This is a genomic window from Kribbella sp. CCNWLW201 (assembly GCF_037203805.1).
Taxonomy (GTDB): Bacteria; Actinomycetota; Actinomycetes; order Propionibacteriales; family Kribbellaceae; genus Kribbella.
Map to the genome: position 1 here is coordinate 217,651 of NZ_JBBCBQ010000003.1, position 21,317 is coordinate 238,967.

Below are 21,317 nucleotides of genomic sequence, written 5' to 3' on the forward strand. Positions count from 1 at the left end.
AGGAGTACATATGCAGCAGGTCAGCGACAAGCCCTTGACGGACGACGAGGTCCAGGCTCTGGATGCCTATTGGCGGGCCGCCAACTATCTGTCGGTCGGCCAGATCTATCTGCTCCGCAACGCCCTGCTGACCGAGCCGCTGCGGGCCGAGCACGTCAAGCCGAGGTTGCTGGGCCACTGGGGCACCACGCCTGGGCTGAACATGCTGTACGCGCACCTCAACCGCGCGATCAAGCAGCGCGACCTGAGCATGATGTACGTGATCGGCCCCGGCCACGGTGGCCCGGCGATCGCCGCGAACACCTGGCTGGAAGGCAGCTACAGCGAGACCTATCCGGACGTACCGCGAGACGAGCACGGCATGAACCACCTGTTCCGCCAGTTCTCGTTCCCCGGCGGCATCCCGAGCCATGTGGCGCCTGAACTGCCCGGCTCGATCCACGAGGGCGGTGAGCTCGGCTACTCGCTCAGTCACGCGTACGGCGCCGTACTGGACAACCCTGATCTGGTGGTTGCCTGTGTCGTCGGCGACGGTGAGGCCGAGACCGGTCCGCTGGCCGCGTCGTGGCACTCCAACAAGTTCATCGATCCGCGCACCGACGGCGCGGTCCTGCCGATCCTGCACCTCAACGGCTACAAGATCGCCAACCCGACGATCCTGGCCCGGATCGGCGACGACGAGCTCACCAGTCTCCTGGAGGGCTACGGCTACCAGCCGTACCTCGTCGACGGCGACGATCCGGAACTGGTCCACCAGAGCCTCGCCGCCACCCTCGACCACGTGCTCGACGAGATCGCCGACATCCAGTCCGAGGCGAAGGCTGATCCGTCCGCGCCGCGTCGTGCCTGGCCGATGATCGTGTTTCGCACGCCGAAGGGGTGGACCGGTCCGCACGAGGTCGACGGCGTCCTGATCGAGGGGACCTGGCGGGCCCACCAGGTCCCGTTGTCCGGCGTACGCACGTCACCGGAGCACCTCGCACTGCTCGAGGAATGGCTGCGCAGCTACCGTCCAGAGGAGCTGTTCGACGTCGCTGGGCGACCGGTGCGGCAACTGCTGGACCAGGTCCCGGACGCCGACCGGCGGATGGGATCGAATCCTCATGCGAACGGCGGGATCCTGTCCCGCGCGCTGGACCTCCCCGACCTTTCGGAGTACGCCGTCGACGTACCGCAGCCGGGCAGTGTCCGGCACGAGCCGACCAGGGTGCTCGGCACCTTCCTGCGGGACGTGATGCAGGCCAACGCGCACGAACGGAACTTCCGGGTCTTCGGACCTGACGAGACCGCCTCCAACCGGCTGGACGCGCTGTACGAGGTGACGAACAAGGCGTGGAACGCGGAGGTGTTGCCGACCGACGAACACCTCGCCGTGGACGGCCGGGTGATGGAGATCCTGAGCGAGCACACCTGTCAGGGCTGGCTGGAGGGATACCTGCTGACCGGTCGGCACGGGTGGTTCTCGTGTTACGAGGCCTTCGTGCACCTGGTCGACTCGATGGCCAACCAGCACGCCAAGTGGCTCAAGGTCACCCGCCTACTCCCCTGGCGCCGGCCGATCGCCTCGCTGAACTACCTGCTCACCTCGCACGTGTGGCGGCAGGACCACAACGGCTTCTCGCACCAGGACCCCGGCTTCATCGACCACGTGGTGAACAAGAAGGCGGAGGTCATCCGGGTGTATCTCCCGCCGGACACCAACACCTTGCTGTCCACCGCGGCGCACTGCCTGGCCAGCCACGACTACATCAACGTGATCGTGGCCGGGAAGAACCCGCAGGAGGACTGGCTGGACCTCGAGGCGGCCGAGTTGCACTGCGCCCGCGGACTGGGCGTCTGGAACTGGGCGAGCAACGACGACGGCGAACCGGACGTGGTGATGGCCTGCGCCGGCGACGTACCGACGCTGGAGACGCTGGCCGCGGTGAGCCTGCTGCGCGAACACCTGCCCTGGTTGAAGATCCGCGTGGTCAACGTGGTCGACCTGATGCGACTGCAGCCCGCTTCGGAGCACCCGCACGGGCTGGCCGACGCCGAGTTCGACGCTCTCTTCACCGCGGACAAGCCGATCATCTTCGCCTACCACGGCTACCCGTGGCTGATCCACCGGCTCACCTACCGGCGGCACAACCACGACAACCTGCACGTCCGCGGCTACAAGGAGGAGGGTACGACGACCACACCCTTCGACATGGTGGTCCGCAACGACCTCGACCGCTTCCACCTCGCGATCGACGTGATCGACCGGGTTCCCGGCCTCGGCCAGCGTGCGGTGCAGGTCCGGCAGTGGCTCGTCGATCAGCGAACCCGCCACCACGCCTACATCCTCGAGCACGGCGACGACCTGCCTGAGGTGCGTGACTGGCACTGGCCGCTCCAGGAAGGGAGATCGTCATGACCAGCTCGGGAACACCGATCATCGTCGTCGGGTACGACGGTTCGCCGGCCAGCGAGGCGGCCGCACACTGGGCGGCCGCGGAGGCGGACCGCCGGCACGCGAAGATCCGCCTGCTTCATGTGCTCACGCTCCCGGTGTCCGCCGGCCCGATGGGCGTCTCGATCTCTCATCAGATCGAACCGCTGCGCCGGGCCGCCGAGCGATTGCTCGACCAGACCTGCCGGCGGATCCGGGCCGACCACCCCGGCCTGGAGCTCGAGGTGGTGATCGAGTTCGGCGGGACCGCGCCGGCTTTGTTGCAAGAGGCAACCGAGGCGGGCCTGATCGTGGTCGGCTCGCGCGGACTGGGCGAGTTTCGCGATCTTGCGGTCGGCTCGGTCTCCGCCCATGTGGCCACCCACGCCCCGTGCCCCGTCGTCGTCATTCCGTCCCGCTGGACGTCCGAGAACGCCGACGGAGTCGTGGTCGGGGTCGACGGCTCGTCCACCTCGTCGGCTGCGATCGACTTCGCCTTCGAGCAGGCCCAGGCACGGGACACGACCCTGACCGCCGTACTGGCCTGGCACGATCCCGTCCGCACCGGTCCAGGCGACATGCTCCCACTCGTCTACGACCTGGACGCACTGGAACAAGAGTCGGCCGCCGTCCTCGCGGAGGCGATCGCGGGTCACTCCGAGAAGTACCCCGACGTGATCGTGCGGCAGCAACTCGTCCGCGGCCACGCCGACGACGTACTCATCGATGCCGGCCGGACGGCCGAACTGCTGGTCGTCGGCTCGCGCGGGCGCGGCGCGTTCCGCGGGCTGCTGCTCGGTTCCACCAGCCGATCGCTCGTGCACCACGCACCGTGTCCGGTGGCCGTGGTGCGCTGACGGTCCGAAGACCGCAGCGAACGGGACCTTCGCCCCTGCGCCGGACGCCGCCGCAGATCCATGGTGAAGGTGAACCTACGAGGGCAGGATGAGGTGGGGATCGTGTTGATCCAAGAGCTGATGACAGCACCGGCCGTTACTGTGACCGGCGAGACGCCGATCGCCGCGGCCCTTCAACTGCTGGACACCCACCGGATCACCGCGATGCCGGTGGTCGACCGCGCGGGTCACCTGGTCGGGCTCGTCAGTGAGGCCGACCTGGTGGGCGACGCCGAACTCATCCACGACCGCGTGCCGATCGCCGCCGTCCGGATGACCGGCCCGTCACCGGTACGGCGCGTCGCCGAGGTGATGACGCACCTGGTGGTGAGTGTGCGCCCGGACGACGATCTCGACACGGCCATCGACCTGATGCGGACGACGATGATCAAGAGCCTGCCGGTGCTCGATGATCAGAAGGTCGTCGGGATGCTCAGCCGCAGCGACATCATCCACCTGCTGGCCGGCCGCGACCAGCGGATCCGAGGTGACGTCAGCGAACTGCTCACGACCGAGAACCCAGCCTGGACCGTCGAGGTCCACGACGGCACCGTAACCGTCACAGGCCCCACCGACCCACACGAGCGCCGCCTGGCCGAGGTCCTCACCGGCACCGTCCGAGGAGTAGTCGCGATCCGCGTCCGCCCGGGTAGCACCTCGCCATCGCTACCGGTCTTGAGGAGTGTCGAGGGCTGAGGCCAGGAGCTCGGCGAGGTGCGTAGGGGTGCGGGGTGTGCCCTGGGCGATCTGGGTGCGGCAACTGAAAGCCGTCGGCGACCACTGCGGTGGTCGGGGCACCCCGTAGAAGGATGTCCATCGCCGCACCTCCGTCTTGACCTTTCACCGCAGCGTGCGAGCCGTACCCAGGTACGGAGTCAAGACGGATGAACCGGCCTCAGGGACGATTCAGGATCTTCCCCGAGGCGGCGGACGCCCAGGCCATCACAATGACGCGGTCGCGAGCGGCTCCCACAGACGAACGCCCCGAGCTCCACAATTGTGATGGCCTGGCGGTCCGCATTCGACAGCAGGATTGCTGAGTCAGGCAGGTCCGCGCTGCTGCAAGCCGGGCACGTCGGTGGCAAGCAAGTGGCCGAAGAGCCGGGTGGCCGCGTCGAGCGGCCGTTGATTGCCGAGCGCAACTGCTCGATCGAAGGAACCGAGACGACCCGGCCGTCGTGGTCGCGGTACAGCCGACACGAGAGGCTGTAGTCTCCCGATGCAGCGAACGGATCGATGCCGTCGACTAGCAGCGTCGGCGACCCTGCCATGCCGAACCGCGCCGCCTCGTCATCCGAGTCGATCACTCGGGTCATCACGGGCAGATCCGTCACCTGGGCAAGACGTTCCAGCAGCAGAGGCAGGTTCGGGCAATCCGGAACGTGCAGCACCTCGAGTCTCATTTGATTGCCTCCAGGAACGCGCAGTGGCGGTCCGCGCGCGGCAGATGGCACGTCTCGACCAACTCGGTCAGCGAATCGTGCATCCGCTGCAGATCGCGGATCCGCGCCGCCAGATCATCCCGTCGATGCTCGGCCAGTTCCCGTGCGGCATCACAGCTGTCCGGCCCGCCACCGTCGAGGTGCAGCAACTCCACCACCTCGTCCAGCGTGAACCCGAGTTCCTGCGCACGCTTCACGAACCGCAGCAACTCCACAGCCGACACCGGATAGTCCCGATAACCACCCGACGTCCGCGGCGGCTCCGCGAGCAGTCCACGCCGCTCGTAGTACCGCAGCGTCTCTGTTTTCACCCCAGCGCGGACGGCCAACTCACTCGTTCGCATGCCTCCATCGTCAACCCCGGACCTGACTACAGAGTCAACCCCGCAGTCGCTCGGCCTCGGTGGTGGCGACGATCTCCGTCGCCAGGACGACGCATTCACTGCAGATCCGTACGCCGGGCCCGCTGACCATCACCCGGTCGGCGTCAGTGCACCCGCAGAACGAGCAAGCCAATCCGTCCCGGTCGGGCTTTCCAGTACGACGACCACGTCGCCCGGACCGCGGTGGCGGTGGGAGCACGTCGGCGAGCCCCTTCTTGACTCTGGCCGGCTCGACTCCCAGATCGTCGAGCAGGCGCCGCGCCGACGAGCCTGCGTCGAGCGCCAGCACGAACAGCAGATGCTCGGTCAGTGTCAGGTTCTGCCCTCTGCCCGCTGCGAAGCGCCGCGCTCTCTCTACCGCGCTCTCCGCCTCACCGTCGCCAGCAACGCGACCACCGTCAGCGTCACGTGACGTCAAGAGCCGGGCACTCGCCTCAGTCACTGCCTCGCGCGTCACGCCGAGCCGGTCGAGCACATTCGCGGCAACGCCAACGTGCAGTAACCCGAGGAGTAGATGCTGCGTGCCGGCAACAGTTCCCTCAGCCTCGGCAGCCGCATGCGCAACCTCCAGGCACGCCGACAGCCGAGGCGCCACAGCAGGAAGTTCTCCGCTCACCGCCGTACCGCTCTCCCCCTCCACTCGAGGCGAGAATCGCTGCCGCGCAGCCTGCTTGGAAACCCCCAGCCGCTCCCCGATCACAGTCCACGACAACCCGGCCGCCCGAGCAGCACCGACGTAGTGATCGACCATCCCGTCGGCCATCCTGCCCACCTGCTCGGCGACCATCACCGCCGTCTCGAGCAGCACGAGCGGATCCTGGGCCGGAGCCTGACTGACCACTGCCTCGATCAACGCCCGGGTACTGACGTCCATTCGACAACCCTAAGTTGTCGATGGACTGGCGACAAGATCACGTTGTCGACCTTGGCACGAGCATCATCGAGATCGACCATGAGACATGGATCGGACGCTGGCGCACGAGGAGTTCGATCGGGCCCGACGCGAGTTTCACCAACTCGTGGAGCAGGCCGACGACGCCGCCTTGCGCAGACCGTCGAACGGGACGCAATGGAACAACCGGCAACTGCTGTTCCACATGCTGCTCGGCTATCTGATCATTCGGGCGCTGCTGAGGTTGGTGCGAGTGTTCGGGCGACTGCCCACGGGGGCCAGTAGGCGGTTCGCCTGGGTCCTGAATGCGGGGACCAAGCCGTTCGATGTCGTCAACTTTCTGGGGTCGTACGCCGCCGGTAACACGGTGAGCCCGGAGCGCATGGTGGTGATGTTCGACCACGTGATCGACAAGCTGCATCGACGATTGGATGCGGAGCGAGAAGCGGATCTGGAGCGGGGCATGCACTACCCGACCCGCTGGGATCCGTTCTTCAAGGAGTACATGACGCTCGCCGACGTGTACCGCTTCCCGACGCAGCACTTCGACTTCCACCGTCGGCAGCTCACCCTGAGCTGAGCCCTCTCGAAAGAATCTTGGTGAAAGCTGTCGAAGTCGGCCCGGTGGCTTCGAGGTAGCGGCATCAAGGCAACCTCGAAAGGATGGACCGAGATGACCGAGTACGAGTTCCCACCCGTTCCCCAGCCCAGCGAGGCCGTGCGCCGGCTCGACCGGCTGGTCGGTGAGTGGATCTTGTCCGGGGGCACCACCGGCATGGTGACGTACGAGTGGATGGAAGGCGGCTACTTCCTGCTCCAGCGAGTCCGGATGAACCAGGAGGGTCACGAGATCAACGGCCTGGAGGTGATCGGCAACGAGCGGCCGTTCGGTGCCGCACCGGGTGAGGACGTGAAGTCCAGGTTCTACGACGCCGAGGGGAACACCCTCGACTACGTGTACGAACTCGAGGGCGACACCCTGACCATCTGGGGTGGCGAGAAGGGCTCACCGGCGTACTTCCGGGGAACCTTCACCGACGGCGACACCCGGATGGACGGCGCCTGGGTCTACCCCGGCGGCGGGGGCTACCAGTCCACCATGACGAGAAAGGGCGAAGAGTGAAGTACATCCTGCTTGCCTACACGAACAAGGCCGACTGGGAAGCGGTGGACACCAGCAGTCCGGAGTTCCTCGCCATGTGCCAGTTCTACGAGGACCTCGGCCGGGAGCTGACCGAGTCCGGCGAGTTCGTCTCGACCGAGGGACTGGCCGACCCCTCGCTGACCACCACGGTCCGCAAGACCGACAAGGGTGCGGTGGCGGTCGACGGCCCGTACGCCGAGTTCAAGGAAGTCCTGGCCAGCTACGCCATCGTGGACACGGCCACCCAGGACCGGGCGGTGGAGATCGCCGCCCGGATCGTCGAGGCGATCGGCGACACCGTCGAGATCCGGCCGATCCCGGACGGACCCGACGGGACCGTCGGGAGCTGACGTGATCGGACGGATCGAGGACCTGCTGCGTGACCTCGCGCCGCAGGTCCTCGGTGCGCTGGTACGGCGCTACGGACACTTCGACACCGCCGAGGACGCGGTCCAGGAGGCGCTGCTGGTCGCCGCGACCGGTTGGCCGGTCGACGGCATTCCGGCCGATCCACGGCCCTGGCTGATCCGGGTGGCATCCCGCAAGATGATCGACCAGTTGCGCCAGGACCAAGCCAGGCGGGACCGCGAGGCCATCGATGCGACTCGGCAACTCCCACCAGCCGAGGGGCCGCCGTCGGCAGATCAGGACGACTCGCTGGTCATCCTGTTCCTGTGCTGCCACCCGGCACTCAGCCGCGAGTCACAGATCGCGCTCACGTTGCGGGCCGTGGGCGGTCTGACGACCGAGGAGATCGCCCGGGCCTACCTGTTGCCGGTGCCGACGGTGGGACAGCGCATCAGCCGGGCCAAGCAGCGGATCAAGGCCGCTGGATCCACCTTTCGACTGCCGTCTGCCGACGAACGGGCCGTTCGCCTGGACGCAGTACTGGAGGTTCTGTATCTGATCTTCAACGAGGGTTACACAGCGACCTCCGGACCGGAGCTGAACCGGGTGGAGCTCTCCACCGAGGCGATCCGGCTCACCCGGATGCTGCATGGATTGCTGCCCGCCGACGGGGAGGTCGCGGGCCTGCTTGCGCTGATGCTGCTGACCGATGCCCGACGGCCTGCCCGGGCCGGCGCGGACGGCGTACTGATCCCGATGCACGAGCAGGACCGCCGCCGCTGGAACGCCGAAATGATTGCTGAGGGCATTGACCTGCTCACGGCCGCGATGTCACGGGGAAAGGCCGGGCCGTACCAGTTGCAGGCCGCGATCGCCGCCGTACACGATGAGGCGCCCGATGCCGAGAGCACCGACTGGAAGCAGATTCTCGGGCTGTACACGCTGCTGGAGCGGTCGTCCGACAACCCGATGGTCAGGCTGAACCGCGCCGTCGCTGCCGGCATGGTGCACGGCCCCGCGGCGGGCCTCCGGCTCCTTGATGATCTGGCCGACGACCCACGCTTCACCGAACACCACCGGCTCGCGGCGGTCCGCGCGCATCTGCTCGAGACGTCCGGCGACCTGCCCGCCGCCGTCCACCACTACCGCCTCGCCGCCCAGCAAACCACGAGCACTCCAGAACAGCGCTACCTACTCGCCCGCGCCAACCGCCTGACTCCCGGCGAGAAATCCACCGCCGGCGACTCCTGATATCCCCGGCGCAGGACACGAAGCCGAAGGTTCTACCTGCCGGAACCTTTCCTGAGCAGCGCGGCTCCGTCGACCACTTCGACAGTGGCGTCCGGCCGGTCGGAGGCGACTGTCAGCACATGACCAGGTGCTGGTGCTGGAAGTTCGTGGACCGTCAGGCCGAGCCCGCCGCCCGCCTTGAACCGTGCTTCGGCGATCGTCCACGCAAGGACCTCGGCCACCGGCCGGTCGCCTACCCGCTCGACATCCACGCCGACCCGGCCGCCACCACTGAGCGCGGCTACTGTCACCACGCTGCCACTGTGTGATACCGAGACGTCAAGGTCGGCACCAAGCACAATCGGCCGGCCATGCCCACCGCCGCAATCGGTACAGGTGCGGTCCACCCTCAACTCAGCGGCAGGAACACCCAGCAGCGTGCCGGCGGCGGCTCGCAGGAGGGCGGCCCCGAGCAGCATCCGGCCGCGATCCGCCTCGCCTGCACAGCGGGCAACGCGCGAGCGCTCCCGATCGTCCAGCAGGTCGAGTAAACCAATGTCTGCACAGGCCAGACCGACGGTAAAAACTGTCACCGTCGGGGGTTGTTGAGCAGTCATGAATTCTTAGGTTAGCCTCACCTCGTGTTCCCGCCGCAAGCCCGGCTCACGGCCACCACCGTCCTGGTGTCCGCCACCGCCGAGGCTCACCGTCCTGCCCTCATTGATGCGGCCGGACTGCTCAGCTATCAAGCGCTTTCCGACCGAGTCGACGCGCTCGCCGCCAGCCTGCCCGCCGTTCACACCGGGCGCCGGCTGGTGCACATTCCGCTCGCGGCGCAGCGCGACCTGGTGCTCGGCTACCTAGCCGTCCTCAAGGCCGGGCATGTCGCGTTGGTCACTCCGCCCGAACACGCATCGATCACGACTACCTACCCTCCGGATGTATGGCTCCGGGACAACGGCACCTTCACAGGTCCGACCGGCGGCCCGCTGGATCACGACACCGATCCGCGGCACGAGCTACACCCGGACCTCGCACTGCTGCTGAGCACCTCCGGTAGCACCGGCTCGCCCAAGCTGGTGCGACTCAGCCGCACCAATCTCGTCAGCAACGCGGACGCGATAGCAGCAGCGCTGTCGATCAGCCCTGACGATCGGGCAGTCAGTTCGCTACCGCTGCATTACTGCTTCGGCCTGTCGGTGCTGCACGCCCAGCTCCGGGCCGGCGCGACCGCGGTGCTGTGGCACGGCTCGGTAACCGACTCCGCCTTCGCCGAGGAGCTGCGGAGGAACCGAGTCAGTTTGCTCCCCGCGACGCCACATGTGGTCGACCTTCTCGACGTACAGGGAGTCCTGGACGACTTGCCCTCGCTCCGGCTGCTCGCCCAAGCCGGTGGGGCGCTGCCGGCCGCACGGGTACGCGAGCTGGACGCGCGCGGCCGGGTGGACGGCTGGGGACTTGCGGTCATGTACGGGCAGACCGAGGCGACCGCCCGGATGGCGGTGCTCCCACCGGAGCTGGCCGGCCAGTACCCAGACGCTGTGGGATGGCCGATCGCGGGCTCGGCGTTCCGGTTGGACCCGGCCGGCATCGAGCAGCCCTCCGACACCGATCCCGCCGAAGGCCCGGTCGGCGAACTCGTGTTCACCGGTCCTGGCGTGATGCTCGGGTACGCCGAGCACCCCGACGACCTCGCGCTCGGCCGGATGCACAGCGAACTGCGCACCGGCGATCTGGCCAGGATCGACGCCGACGGTCTGGTCCGGATCGTCGGCCGGCGCTCCGACCACGTGAAGATCATGGGCATCCGGATCGACCTCGGCCAGGTCGAGCGTGCCCTGCGGGCCAACGGTGTTCCGTGCTGTGTCACCGGAACCGACGAACAGCTTCAGGTCACCTACCGGGCGTGTGGCCAGGAGCCGGCAGCGATCCGTCACCAGGCATCGTCGGCCGCCGGCCTCGGCGGGTCAGTGATCTCGGAGCACGAGGTCCCCGACCTCCCGGTCCTGCCCAATGGCAAACCGGATCGCCGCGCCTGTGCCGCGTTGCACACCGCCCGCGAGGACTCCCCGATCATGGCGAGCGACTCGCTGACCGCGGTCACGAATGTCCTGGCACCGCTCGTCGGTCGTGGCGCGATCGAACCTGACCGATCATTCGCGGAGCTCGGCGGCGACTCGTTCAATCACGTCGCGGCGTCCCTCGGGCTGACCCGGCTGATCGGAGAACTGCCGGCCGACTGGCATCACCGGCCAGTACGCGAGCTGGTCGAGCTCGCCGCCAGCAGGCGTCCGCCGGCCCGGCGTGCCCTGACCCAGCGGGTCGAGACGACTGTGCTCCTGCGCGGCGCGGCCGTGATCACAATCTGCGGCAGTCACGTCGCACTGTTCCGCCTCGCGGGCGGCGCGCACATCCTGCTCGCGGTCGCCGGATTCCTGTTCGCCCGGTACGTGCTCACCGCTCAGGAAACGGCCGACCGGGTACGTCGGACCGTCCGGGGTGCGATCGGAATCGCCGTACCGGCACTCGTGGTGGCCGCCGTGATGGTCTTCGGGTTCAAGTCCATCCATTGGTCGAATCTCGCGCTCGTCCACTGGCTGGTTCGGCCACGGGACATCAACATCTTCTGGTTCGTGGAGGCCCTGCTGCTGGCGTCGGCGATCACGACCGCGCTGCTGGCAGTGCCACGCGTGCGGGCGGCGTACGTCACCGACCCGTGGCGCACGGCCATCGTCGCTCTGGCCGTCTTGCTGGTGCCGCGTTACCTGGTGCTCGCGCTGTTCGACGGGCCGGTGCGGGGCCTACCGGGCACAGTGGCCTGGCTGTTCGTCGCCGGGCTCGCGATGGCCGTCGCGGACACTGGGCGGCGTCGGCTGATCACGGCTGTCATCGCACTGTCGGCGACGATCGGCTTCTTCCCTTCGTGGGAACGCAATCTGACCATCCAGGTCGGGCTCCTCGTGCTGGCGTTCCTGCCGACCTTGCCGGTTCCGCGCCTGCTCGTCAGACCGCTCGGCGCACTGGCTGCCGCCTCGTTGCACATCTACCTGGTGCAGTTCCAGGTGTTCGCGTTCTTCGATACCCCGATCGTTCAGTTTGCCGCCGCACTCGTGGCCGGCCTCATGTTCTGCGCGGTCAGCACCTATGCGCTGCGCCGGCTGCCGTTGCCGGGTTCCACCGGTGGCCCCCTGATCCGTCGTCTCGAGACGGCGAAGCACTCTGTGAGAGAGGTTTGACCATGCGTCGACGCACATTCCTGACCGGCCTCGGAGCCCTCGGCACGATGGGCCTGGTGGGCTGCGGGTCGAAGTCCGAGGAGGGATATGTCGCGGACCCCGGCTCGCTGCAGGTGTACTCCGCGCAGCACGAGAACCTCACCAAGGCGTGGGCGGAGGCGTTCACCGCGGCGACCGGTATCAAGGTGCAGATCCGCAAGGGCTCCGATTCCTCGATGGGCCACCAGATCGTGACCGAGGGATCCCAGTCCCCCGCCGACGTATTCCTCACCGAGAACAGCCCCGCGATGACCCTGGTCGAGCGGAACAAGCTCCTCGCTCCGGTCGAGCAAGCGACCCGTGCCCAGGTGCCGGCCAACCTCATGCCGTCCTCGAAGGCCTGGATCTCCATCGCCGCCCGGTCCACGGTGATGGTCTACAACCCGTCGAAACTCCCCAAGACCGACCTGCCGAAGTCCTTGATGGATCTCGCCGGACCGGAGTGGAAGGACCGCTGGGGTTGTGCACCTGGCGGCGCGGACTTCCAGGCGATCGTCGCCGGAATGCTCGCCGGGCAGGGTGAGCAGAAGACGACCGAGTGGCTGAGCGGCTTGAAGAACAACGCCCGGGCGTTGCAGAACAACATCGCCACGATGAAATCTGTGAACGCCGGCGAGCTCCCCTGCGGCGTGATCTACCACTACTACTGGTACCGCGACCAGGCCGGCACCAAGGAGGGCAGCGGCAACACCCAGCTGCACTACTTCCGCAACCAGGATCCGGGCGCGTTCGTGTCGCTGTCGGGCGGCGCGGTCCTGGCCGGCGCGAAGAAACCCGCCGAAGCACGCAAGTTCCTTGCGTACATCACCAGCAAGGCAGGCCAGAAAGTGCTCGTCGACTCCCAGTCGATGGAGTACGCGGTCGGGACCGGAGTTGCCTCCGCGCCCGCGCTGCCCGCGCTGACCACGCTGCAGGCACCGCCAGTCGACCCGTTCACCCTGAACTCCGACGCGGTCACCAGATTGATGACCGATGCCGGCATCCTCTGACCTTCGCACCGATCCGGTTGTCCGGTACGACGACCCGGCGGTCGACGTAGCCGTCGTCAGGCCGACCCGGCCCGTTCGGCCGCCGTGGCTCGTGCTAGTGGCCGCTGTACTGGTCGCCGTACTGCTTGTAGCGCCAGTGCTCGTAGTGTTCGGTCAGGCCGGGTCGGCCGGCACCGCCGAGGCGTCAAGGCTTTTGTTCCGGCCGAGGACTGCCGAGTTGCTCGGCAACACACTCCTGCTCCTGGCACTCACGGTTCCCGTGACCGTGCTACTCGGGTGTGGCGCGGCCTGGCTGGTGGAGCGAACCACCTTGCCCGGCGCCGGGATCTGGCGGACGTTGCTGCTGATGCCGCTCGCTATCCCGGCCTTCGTGAGCAGCTACGCCTGGACCTCAGTCCTGCCATCGGTCCAAGGGCTCGGCGGGGCGGTGTTCGTCACTGCCCTCGCCTACTATCCGTTCGTCTTCCTCCCGGTAGCCGCCCTGCTCCGCGCCCTCGACCAAGGTCATCTCGACGCCGCCCGTTCACTCGGCGCTTCCGGACCGGGAGCGGTGCTCCGGGTCGTGCTTCCGCAACTGCGGCCGGCGGTCGCGGGCGGTGCGCTGCTGGTCGCGCTGCATCTGCTGGCCGAGTTCGGGGTTCTGCAGATGATGCGGTACCCGACGTTCACCACGGCGATCCTGCAGCAGTTCGCGGTCGGGTTCAGCAACGCCGCCGGAAGCTTGCTGGCGACAGTGCTCGTCGTGCTGTGCCTTGGTCTGCTCGCCATCGAAATCCCCCTGCGCGGCAGGCGGCGGATCGCCCGGCTCGGGTCGGGAGCACGGCAGCGGCCGATCGCCCACCGACTTGGTGTGTGGACCTTTCCGGCACTCGGCGCGCTCGCCGTACTGGTCGGACTGGCTGTCATGGTGCCCGCCGTGATCGTGCTGCGCTGGCTGGAACGGGCGATCGCCGACAGCGCGGTGGATGCGAGCTCGTTGCTCGCGGCAACCGGCTCGAGCGTCGGTCTGGCCCTGCTGGCCGGACTGGCGACAATCGTGGCCGCGTTGCCGGGGGCCTGGTTGCTGCACCGCTATCCATCTCGGCTGGCGGTGATGCTGGAGCGCGTGACCTACGTCGCGAGCGCGCTACCAGGTGTCGTGATCGGGCTGGCACTCGTGACCCTTGCGGTGCACTGGGCCCGGCCCGTGTACCAGACCGCTGCGCTCGCGGTGGCGGCGTACACGATCCTCTTCCTGCCCAGGGCGATGGTGGCCTGGCGATCCGGTCTGGCCGCGGCGCCGACCGAGCTGATCGAGGCGTCGCGATCGCTCGGCGTGTCCGGGCCGGGTACCTTTGCCCGCGTGGTGATCCCGCTCGTGCTCCCGTCCGCGCTGACCGGATTCGTCCTCGTCTTCCTCGCGACGGTGACCGAACTGACCGCGACCCTGCTGCTCGCCCCGACTGGAACCGAGACGCTGGCAACTGCGTTCTGGTCCGCGAGTGACGAACTGGACTACGTGGCGAGTGCGCCGTACGCCGCGGCGATGATCGTTCTGTCAGCCCCGCTCACCGTGCTGCTGCGTCGGCACATCCTGGACCAGCGATGACGAGCGCCGGCATCACGATCAGCGACCTGACCTTCGGGTACGGCGGTCCACCGGTGCTGGATCAAGTCAGTCTGCAGGTGCGCCCGGGCGGCACCACCGCCGTACTCGGACCATCCGGTAGCGGCAAGACCACGCTGCTGCGGGCCCTGGCCGGCTTCGTCCGGCCGACGCACGGCCGGATCGAGATCGGCGGGAAGGTTCTCACCGACGGGCAGGTGCTGGTCGCACCAGAACGCCGTGGGATCGGCTACGTCCGCCAGGACGGCGCGTTGTTCCCGCATCTCGATGTCACCGGCAACATCCTGTTCGGACTCCCCCGGGCCGAACGCCGCCGCGCGACGCAGGTCGGAGCACTCCTCGAACTCGTCGGGCTGTCGCCAAGCCTTGCCCTGCGCCGGCCGGACGAACTGTCCGGCGGCCAGCAACAGCGTGTCGCACTTGCCCGGGCGCTGGCTCGCGAACCTGCCGTCGTACTCCTGGACGAGCCCTTCTCGTCGCTCGACACCGCGCTGCGCGCCGCCACCCGCGAGGCGACCCTGACTGCCCTCGCCGAACGCGGCGCCACCACGGTCCTGGTAACGCACGATCAGGCTGAGGCACTCTCATTCGCCGACCAGGTGGCGGTGATGCTCGACGGCCGATTTGCTCAGATCGGCAGCCCCGCGGAGGTGTACGACGCCCCGGCCACACCCGAGGTCGGAGCGTTCCTCGGCGACACGATGCTGTTGCCCGGACTCGCAGACGGCCGCGTCGTCGACTGTGTCCTGGGCAAACTCGACCTCGCCGAACCCGCCACCGGCCACCGCCTCGTCATGCTTCGGCCAGAACAGCTCGTGCTCGGCACTCCGTCGGGTCTGGCCGCGCGGGTGACCTCGATCGCCTACCACGGTCCGGACGCCATGGTCCGACTCGACCTCACCGACACCACGACCCGCCTCGTGGCACGGGTCCCCGGTCAGGGCGCACCCCGTCCCGGCGATCTGGTCAGCGTCGTCGTACCAGGCAAAGTCCGCTCATTCCCGAACCCGTCCGGCTCGGACTGAGATCTCGCCGACCTGGGCAGGCTGATCCGTAGCAAACACGGTCTCTGCGGGTAGCCGCATAGCCAGCAGGAGAAGCGCGACGGCCAGCGCCTCGGCCGTGTGTGTGGTCAGCAGCAGTTCTGTAGGTAGGCCTGGAGGTCGCAGAGGGCGGCGGAGGTGCCCTTCTTTGTCGGCTCGGTAGAGGACTGTTTTGCCTTCGCGGCGGGGGTGACGACGCCGCCGCGTCGGAGGATGTCGAGTTGCTGGGAGGCGGTGGATTGGCCGATGCCGGCCTGTTCGGCGACCTCGTTCACCGAGAGCTCGGCGCCGCGGGCGAAGAGGAGGATGATGCGCTGCCGGGTCGGGCTCGAGAGAGCCTTGAGGAAGTCGTGGGTGGCGGCGCGGAGCTCGACCGGCTCGACGGGAGCCGCGTCGTGGTCGGCGCCGGCAACTCCGCGATCCAGGTCGGCTACGAGCTCGCCGAGGTCGCCAAGGTGACTCTGGCGGTACGACGTCCCGTCCAGTTCGTACCGCAGGTTCGTGGCGGCCGCGACATGCACTCGTGGCATCTCGCGCACCCACCCAGGCTTGGCCTACCTCGGAGTCGAGTTCCAGCGATCCTTCTCGTCGAACACCCTCCGTGGAGTATCCCGCGACGCCCGGTACGTCGTCCGAGCCCTGGCTACCGCAGGAAGGTAGGGCCGGGCAGGAGAGAGTGAAGAGTCTGCAGCTGCTCCGGCACGATCGAGTACCACGACCAGAGTCCGCGCTTGTCACGGGCGAGGATGCCCGCGGTGACGAGGATCTTCAGGTGGTGGCTGATCGTCGGCTGACTGAGCTCGAGCGGCTCGGTCAGGTCGTTGACACACGCCTCGCCGTTCGGGCTGGCCTCGATCATCGCGAGGAGCTGCAGTCGGGTCGGATCCGAGAGGGCCTTCAGTACGACGGCCAGCCGCTCGGCCTCGTCCCGGTCGATCGCGACACCGGTCACCTGGTGAGCACTGTCGTTGCTGGGCGCACCGACTCTCGCGGCGCTTTGACGAGGGCTCACCATTCCAGTGTAGATCCCTGCGGCCTCAGAAGACGTATTGGGCGCGAGTATGTTCACCCGTCAGACACACAGAACAGGGCCGGCCGCCCCGAGCAGCAGAGCGGCCGGCTCGTGTCCTCAGGCGCCGATCTCGCCGCCGTCGGGCCGCCAGGTGACGACCACCGCGGGCCGGGCGAAGTTGCCGTCGGGCCAGGTGCTGGCCGGTTTGTCCACCGATGCGCCGGTGATCTCGCCGGGGTGCTGGACCGACACGACGACCGACTTGTTGTCCGGTACGACGTACGCCGACGCCTGCTCGGCGCCCCGCGGAACCGACAGGAACTGCTTCGCCTTACCCCGTTCCGGCCCTTCGACCGCAACCGCGAACAGACCGTCGTTGAAGTTCGTCCCGGTGTGGTCCACCAGCGCGTTGCCGTCGGTCGAGATCCACAAGTTGCCCTGGGCATCGAAGTCGAGGTTGTCCGGGCACGAGATCGGCGACACCTTCGTCTTGTCGTAGCCGGCGAAGTACGTCGACGGATCCGCCGGGTCACCGCACACGATCGGTAGCGACCAGGTGAAGGTCTCGCTGGCGTGGTTCCCGCCGTCCTCGACGAGCTCGAAGATCTGGCCGTGCTGCTCATCTATGTAGTTGTCGGTGGCCAGTCCGTGACCATCAGGTGAACGACCACTGGCCGAGTCCGCCCGATCACCCGCCGATTCGAATACATCGACATTCGTCTATGTGGACCCCGCAGATCACCATCCGTTCACCTGGCGTTTACATTGAACTTCTTCGATCTAGTTGTCACGTGAACGCGTGACAACTCGCGGTGTCCCGGGTCTCCGGGGCCTACTACTTGGAGGGTTGTCCGGTGGTCATCCGCGCGGTCAAACACATGCGTTACGTCGCCGTCTCGGCGGCTGCCCTGCTCGCTCTGTCGGCGTGCGGTGGGAACAACAACGACTCCTCGGGGGACAGCGGCAGCGGTGATGCCGTGTCCGGCCAGGTGGTCGTCGACGGCTCCAGCACCGTCGAGCCGCTCACCGCGGCCGCGGGCGAGCTCTTCAAGGAGGAGCAGAGCGGTGTCGACGTCGCCGTCGGCACCTCCGGCACCGGTGGCGGGTTCAAGAAGTTCTGCGCCGGCGAGACCGACATCTCCGACGCGTCCCGGCCGATCAAGGACGAGGAGAAGGCGCTGTGTGACAAGAACGGCGTCAAGTACTCCGAGCTCCAGGTCGCCAACGACGCACTCACCGTCGTGGTGAACAAGGAGAACAACTGGGTCGACTGCCTCACCGTCGCCCAGCTGAAGGCGATCTGGGAGCCGGGCTCGAAGGTGAAGACCTGGAACCAGGTCGACCCGAAGTTCCCGAACGAGCCGCTGCCGCTGTACGGCGCGGGGTCGGACTCCGGCACGTTCGACTACTTCACCGCTGAGATCAACGGCAAGGAAGGCGACAGCCGCACCGACTACAACCCGACCGAGGACGACAACGTCACCGTCCAGGGTGTGTCCGGTGCCAAGGGCGCCCTCGGGTACTTCGGTTTCTCCTACTTCGAGGAGAACGCGGACAAGCTCAAGGCGCTGAAGATCGACGGCGGCAAGGGCTGTGTCGAGCCGTCGGTGGCTACCGCGCAGGACGGCAGCTACACGCCGCTGGCCCGCCCGCTGTTCATCTACCCGTCGGACAAGGGCCTGCAGAAGAAGCAGGTACTCGCGTTCGTCGAGTTCTACCTGGAGAAGAACCAGGAGATCGTCGAGGCGGCCAAGTTCGTGCCGTTGACGGACGCCCAGAAGGCGACCGCGAAGACCGAACTGGACAAGCTGAAGGCCCAGTGACCATGCCGGAGACAACGGCTGGAACGGCGACAGGTGGCTCCTCGGCGAGGAGGAGCCACCCGCCCGCCTGGCGAGGTCCTACGGTCGATCTGCGCCAGCAGAACCCACGGAACGGCGAACGGATCATCAAGGTCGTGCTCGTCGGCGCGGCCTGGTTGTCCGTCGCCGTCACCATCGGCATCGTCTTGTCCCTGCTCGCCCCGACGGTCACCTTCTTCACCCACGTCGGCCTCGGTGACTTCCTCTTCGGCACCGAGTGGACCGCCGGCTTCGGCAACAAGTTCAGCTGGACCGACAAGGCCTGGGGCGTGCTTCCGCTCGTCGCCGCCACCATGATCATCACCTTCATCGCGCTGGCTGTGGCCGTACCGCTGGGGCTGGGTGCGGCGATCTACCTCAGCGAGTACGCGTCCGAGCGGGTCCGCAAGGTGCTCAAGCCGGTGCTCGAGGTGCTGGCCGGCATCCCCACCGTGGTCTACGGCTTCCTGGCGCTGACGATCTTCACGCCGATCATCGGCAATCTGGTCCAGTTCAACACGATCCACAACATGCTCTCGCCAGGCATCGTGATGGGCTTCATGATCGTCCCGACGGTCGCATCGCTCAGTGAGGACGCGATGTCCGCCGTACCGCTGGCGCTGCGGCAAGGGTCCTATGCGCTCGGCGCGAACCGGATGAAGACCACGCTCCGGGTCGTCTTCCCGGCTGCGCTGTCCGGCATCGTCGCGGCGATCGTGCTTGGGATCTCCCGCGCGGTCGGGGAGACGATGATCGTCACCATCGCGGCCGGCAGCCGGGCCCAGTTGACCTTCGACCCACGCGAGGGCGCCCAGACGATGACCGGCTTCATCGCCCAGATCGCCAGCGGAGACGCGCCGCAGGGCTCACCGGTCTACTACTCGTTGTTCGCCGTCGGCGCGCTGCTGTTCGCGATCACCCTCCTGATCAACATGGCCAGCATCCGCTTGGTGCGCAAGTACAGGCAGGCTTACTGATGACCACCACAACGTTGCCCCGGGCAAACATGCTCAGCCGGACCCGGAACCGTGACGGCATCACCTCGGCCGTGTTTGCGGCAGTGCTGTGGCTGTGCCTCGCCCTGATCTGCGTGTTCTTGTTCTTCGTACTCGCGGTCATCGTCCAGAAAGGACTGGGACGCCTCGACGCGAACCTCGTGACCAATCAGCCGTCGAAGATCCGTCCGGAGACCGCGGGTGTCCAATCCGCTCTCTTCGGCACCTTCTGGGTGGGCGGGATCACGGCGCTGATCGCGCTTCCGCTGGGCATCGCCGCGGCGGTCTACCTGGAGGAGTATGCGAATCCGGCGAAGTGGTGGAACCGCGCCATCGAGCTGAACATCCAGAACCTGGCCGCCGTCCCCGCGGTCATCTACGGCATCCTCACCCTCGGCTTCGTCGTCCGCGGACCGGTGTCGATCGGCGCGGTCGTCATGGCCGGCGGTATCGCACTCGCGTTGCTCATCCTGCCAGTCATCATCATCACCACCAGGGAGGCGTTGCGTGCCATTCCCCGCGAGATCCGCGACGGGTCCCTGGCCCTCGGTGCCACCCAATGGCAGACCACCTGGCGTCAGGTGCTGCCGGCCGCCGTACCAGGAATCGCGACCGGCTCGATCCTGGCCATGTCGCGGGCCATCGGTGAAGCGGCTCCGTTGATCCTGGTCGGTGCGACCACGTTCGTCACCTTCAACCCGGACGGCGTGCTGTCGAAGTACACGACGCTGCCGGTGCAGATCTACAACCTCGTCCCACAGGACCGCGACGCGTTCCGCGACCTCGCGTACGCCGCCATCCTGCTGCTCATCGTCGTCCTGCTCGCCATGAACGCCGTCGCGATCTGGCTACGCAACCGCTACCAGCACCGCTGGTGACCATGACCACCCCGGGAGACCACCCCATGACCAACGTCGAACCCGACCTGGCCACCGTTCCCGAGACACGCGGAGCGGAGGGCGCACCGCACGAGATCCACGTCGAACTCGGCGACCGGACCAACCACCGATCGCCATCGGCCGAGCCCGACGGCGTCATCGAGCTACGCGACCTCGAGGTCTACTACGAGAAGTTCCTCGCCGTCGCGGATGTCGACTTGGTCTTCAGCAGCAAGGAGATCACCGCACTGATCGGCCCGTCCGGCTGCGGCAAGTCGACCGTCCTGCGCTGCCTGAACCGGATGAACGACCTCGTCCCCGGCGCGAAGGTCTTCGGTGACGTCAGGTTCCACGGCGTCGACATGTACGGCGCCGACGTCGACGTCATCGAGGTACGGCGCCGGATCGGCATGGTGTTCCAGAAGCCGAACCCGTTCCCGAAGTCGATCTACGACAACGTCGCCTACGGCCCCCGCGTCACCGGCATGAAGCCCAAGGACATGGACGACGTGGTCGAGCGGGCACTGCACGGCGCGGCCTTGTGGGACGAGGTGAAGGACAAGCTCAAGCAGAGCGCCTACGGCCTGTCCGGCGGCCAGCAGCAGCGGCTCTGCATCGCGCGCACGATCGCCACCAGTCCGGAGGTGATCCTGATGGACGAGCCGTGCTCGGCACTCGACCCGATCGCTACCGCGAAGATCGAAGACCTGATGGTCGACCTGGCCAAGACCTACACGATCATCATCGTCACCCACAACATGCAGCAGGCCGCCCGCGTCTCGCACCGTACGGCGTTCTTCACCGCAGCCGCCGACGAACACGGCCAGCGCACCGGCCGGCTGGTCGAGTTCGACAACACCAGCAAGATCTTCGGCAACCCGTCCGACAAACGCACCGAGGCCTACATAACCGGCCGGTTCGGCTGATCGC

General features: G+C 67.4%; 22 protein-coding genes and 1 pseudogene. 15 read left to right on the forward strand and 8 right to left on the reverse strand.

Features of this window, described 5'->3' with window-relative positions; genetic code table 11:
* The first annotated feature begins 10 nt into the window (after positions 1–10).
* The 3 genes from V9K99_RS16380 to V9K99_RS16390 all read left to right on the forward strand — a co-directional run bounded on the left by V9K99_RS16380 (position 11) and on the right by V9K99_RS16390 (position 4,005).
* Positions 11–2,398: a phosphoketolase family protein gene (locus V9K99_RS16380; protein ID WP_337000131.1), complete on the forward strand. Its 2,388-nt coding sequence runs from the start codon at positions 11–13 to the stop codon at positions 2,396–2,398.
* The gene (locus V9K99_RS16385) at positions 2,395–3,270 is read left to right on the forward strand and encodes a universal stress protein (RefSeq protein WP_337000130.1); all 876 of its coding nucleotides are present in this window, start codon (positions 2,395–2,397) and stop codon (positions 3,268–3,270) included. The genes V9K99_RS16380 and V9K99_RS16385 overlap by 4 nt, the downstream gene beginning before the upstream one ends.
* A gap of 102 nt (positions 3,271–3,372) precedes the next feature.
* Positions 3,373–4,005: a CBS domain-containing protein gene (locus tag V9K99_RS16390; RefSeq protein ID WP_337000129.1), complete on the forward strand. Its 633-nt coding sequence runs from the start codon at positions 3,373–3,375 to the stop codon at positions 4,003–4,005.
* 179 nt (positions 4,006–4,184) lie between these two features.
* On the opposite strand, the gene V9K99_RS16395 is transcribed toward V9K99_RS16390, so the two are convergent.
* The 3 genes from V9K99_RS16395 to V9K99_RS16405 are packed head-to-tail and all read right to left on the reverse strand — an operon-like array spanning position 4,185 to position 6,008.
* Positions 4,185–4,712, reverse strand: a complete 528-nt coding sequence (locus tag V9K99_RS16395) for a hypothetical protein (RefSeq protein ID WP_337000128.1) — start codon at positions 4,710–4,712, stop codon at positions 4,185–4,187.
* Complete coding sequence (locus tag V9K99_RS16400; RefSeq protein WP_337000127.1) at positions 4,709–5,095, reverse strand: MerR family transcriptional regulator; 387 nt, start codon at positions 5,093–5,095, stop codon at positions 4,709–4,711. Before V9K99_RS16400 ends, V9K99_RS16395 begins: the two co-directional genes overlap by 4 nt.
* Positions 5,096–5,129: 34 nt before the next feature.
* Positions 5,130–6,008 (reverse strand): ClpX C4-type zinc finger protein, encoded by an 879-nt coding sequence (locus tag V9K99_RS16405; RefSeq protein WP_337000126.1) that lies wholly within the window; start codon positions 6,006–6,008, stop codon positions 5,130–5,132.
* An 85-nt stretch (positions 6,009–6,093) separates the two neighbouring features.
* On the opposite strand from V9K99_RS16405, the gene V9K99_RS16410 reads away from it, so the two are divergent.
* From V9K99_RS16410 to V9K99_RS16425, 4 genes are all read left to right on the forward strand, one after another.
* On the forward strand, positions 6,094–6,606 hold the full coding sequence (locus tag V9K99_RS16410) for a DinB family protein (RefSeq protein WP_337000125.1): 513 nt from the start codon (positions 6,094–6,096) through the stop codon (positions 6,604–6,606).
* A gap of 93 nt (positions 6,607–6,699) precedes the next feature.
* A complete protein-coding gene (locus V9K99_RS16415; RefSeq protein ID WP_337000124.1) occupies positions 6,700–7,149 on the forward strand; it encodes a hypothetical protein in 450 nt (149 codons plus the stop codon).
* Positions 7,146–7,520, forward strand: a complete 375-nt coding sequence (locus V9K99_RS16420; protein WP_337000123.1) for a YciI family protein — start codon at positions 7,146–7,148, stop codon at positions 7,518–7,520. The genes V9K99_RS16415 and V9K99_RS16420 overlap by 4 nt, the downstream gene beginning before the upstream one ends.
* Position 7,521: 1 nt before the next feature.
* Positions 7,522–8,769, forward strand: a complete 1,248-nt coding sequence (locus V9K99_RS16425; protein WP_442914695.1) for an RNA polymerase sigma factor — start codon at positions 7,522–7,524, stop codon at positions 8,767–8,769.
* Between the two features lie 32 nt (positions 8,770–8,801).
* On the opposite strand, the gene V9K99_RS16430 is transcribed toward V9K99_RS16425, so the two are convergent.
* The gene (locus V9K99_RS16430; protein WP_337000122.1) at positions 8,802–9,062 is read right to left on the reverse strand and encodes a hypothetical protein; all 261 of its coding nucleotides are present in this window, start codon (positions 9,060–9,062) and stop codon (positions 8,802–8,804) included.
* Positions 9,063–9,104: 42 nt separating this feature from the next.
* Positions 9,105–9,365 (reverse strand): annotated as a pseudogene (locus tag V9K99_RS42745) (hypothetical protein); the annotation flags it as partial.
* Positions 9,366–9,389: 24 nt separating this feature from the next.
* Here V9K99_RS42745 and V9K99_RS16440 point away from each other — a divergent pair.
* The 4 genes from V9K99_RS16440 to V9K99_RS16455 are packed head-to-tail and all read left to right on the forward strand — an operon-like array spanning position 9,390 to position 15,643.
* Complete coding sequence (locus V9K99_RS16440; RefSeq protein WP_337000120.1) at positions 9,390–11,984, forward strand: AMP-binding protein; 2,595 nt, start codon at positions 9,390–9,392, stop codon at positions 11,982–11,984.
* Positions 11,985–11,986: 2 nt separating this feature from the next.
* Entirely contained in the window at positions 11,987–13,012 is a 1,026-nt protein-coding gene (locus V9K99_RS16445) for an iron ABC transporter substrate-binding protein (RefSeq protein WP_337000119.1), read from the forward strand.
* Complete coding sequence (locus V9K99_RS16450; RefSeq protein ID WP_337000118.1) at positions 12,996–14,600, forward strand: ABC transporter permease; 1,605 nt, start codon at positions 12,996–12,998, stop codon at positions 14,598–14,600. The genes V9K99_RS16445 and V9K99_RS16450 overlap by 17 nt, the downstream gene beginning before the upstream one ends.
* Positions 14,597–15,643, forward strand: coding sequence for an ABC transporter ATP-binding protein (locus V9K99_RS16455; protein ID WP_337000117.1), 1,047 nt, complete (start codon positions 14,597–14,599; stop codon positions 15,641–15,643). The genes V9K99_RS16450 and V9K99_RS16455 overlap by 4 nt, the downstream gene beginning before the upstream one ends.
* A gap of 107 nt (positions 15,644–15,750) precedes the next feature.
* On the opposite strand, the gene V9K99_RS16460 is transcribed toward V9K99_RS16455, so the two are convergent.
* The 3 genes from V9K99_RS16460 to V9K99_RS16470 all read right to left on the reverse strand — a co-directional run bounded on the left by V9K99_RS16460 (position 15,751) and on the right by V9K99_RS16470 (position 17,318).
* Positions 15,751–16,191 (reverse strand): ArsR/SmtB family transcription factor, encoded by a 441-nt coding sequence (locus V9K99_RS16460; protein ID WP_337000116.1) that lies wholly within the window; start codon positions 16,189–16,191, stop codon positions 15,751–15,753.
* A gap of 113 nt (positions 16,192–16,304) precedes the next feature.
* Positions 16,305–16,673, reverse strand: a complete 369-nt coding sequence (locus V9K99_RS16465; RefSeq protein ID WP_442914694.1) for an ArsR/SmtB family transcription factor — start codon at positions 16,671–16,673, stop codon at positions 16,305–16,307.
* A 117-nt stretch (positions 16,674–16,790) separates the two neighbouring features.
* Positions 16,791–17,318, reverse strand: a complete 528-nt coding sequence (locus V9K99_RS16470; protein WP_337336401.1) for a PhoX family protein — start codon at positions 17,316–17,318, stop codon at positions 16,791–16,793.
* A 209-nt stretch (positions 17,319–17,527) separates the two neighbouring features.
* Here V9K99_RS16470 and V9K99_RS16475 point away from each other — a divergent pair, with 209 nt between their 5' ends.
* The 4 genes from V9K99_RS16475 (at position 17,528) to pstB (ending at position 21,313) form a co-directional block, all read left to right on the forward strand.
* A complete protein-coding gene (locus V9K99_RS16475) occupies positions 17,528–18,496 on the forward strand; it encodes a PstS family phosphate ABC transporter substrate-binding protein (RefSeq protein WP_337000114.1) in 969 nt (322 codons plus the stop codon).
* Positions 18,497–18,630: 134 nt separating this feature from the next.
* On the forward strand, positions 18,631–19,491 hold the full coding sequence (gene pstC, locus V9K99_RS16480; RefSeq protein ID WP_442914693.1) for a phosphate ABC transporter permease subunit PstC: 861 nt from the start codon (positions 18,631–18,633) through the stop codon (positions 19,489–19,491).
* Entirely contained in the window at positions 19,491–20,387 is an 897-nt protein-coding gene (gene pstA / locus V9K99_RS16485; protein WP_337000112.1) for a phosphate ABC transporter permease PstA, read from the forward strand. Before pstC ends, pstA begins: the two co-directional genes overlap by 1 nt.
* A gap of 26 nt (positions 20,388–20,413) precedes the next feature.
* The gene (gene pstB / locus V9K99_RS16490; RefSeq protein ID WP_337000111.1) at positions 20,414–21,313 is read left to right on the forward strand and encodes a phosphate ABC transporter ATP-binding protein PstB; all 900 of its coding nucleotides are present in this window, start codon (positions 20,414–20,416) and stop codon (positions 21,311–21,313) included.
* Positions 21,314–21,317: the final 4 nt, after the last annotated feature.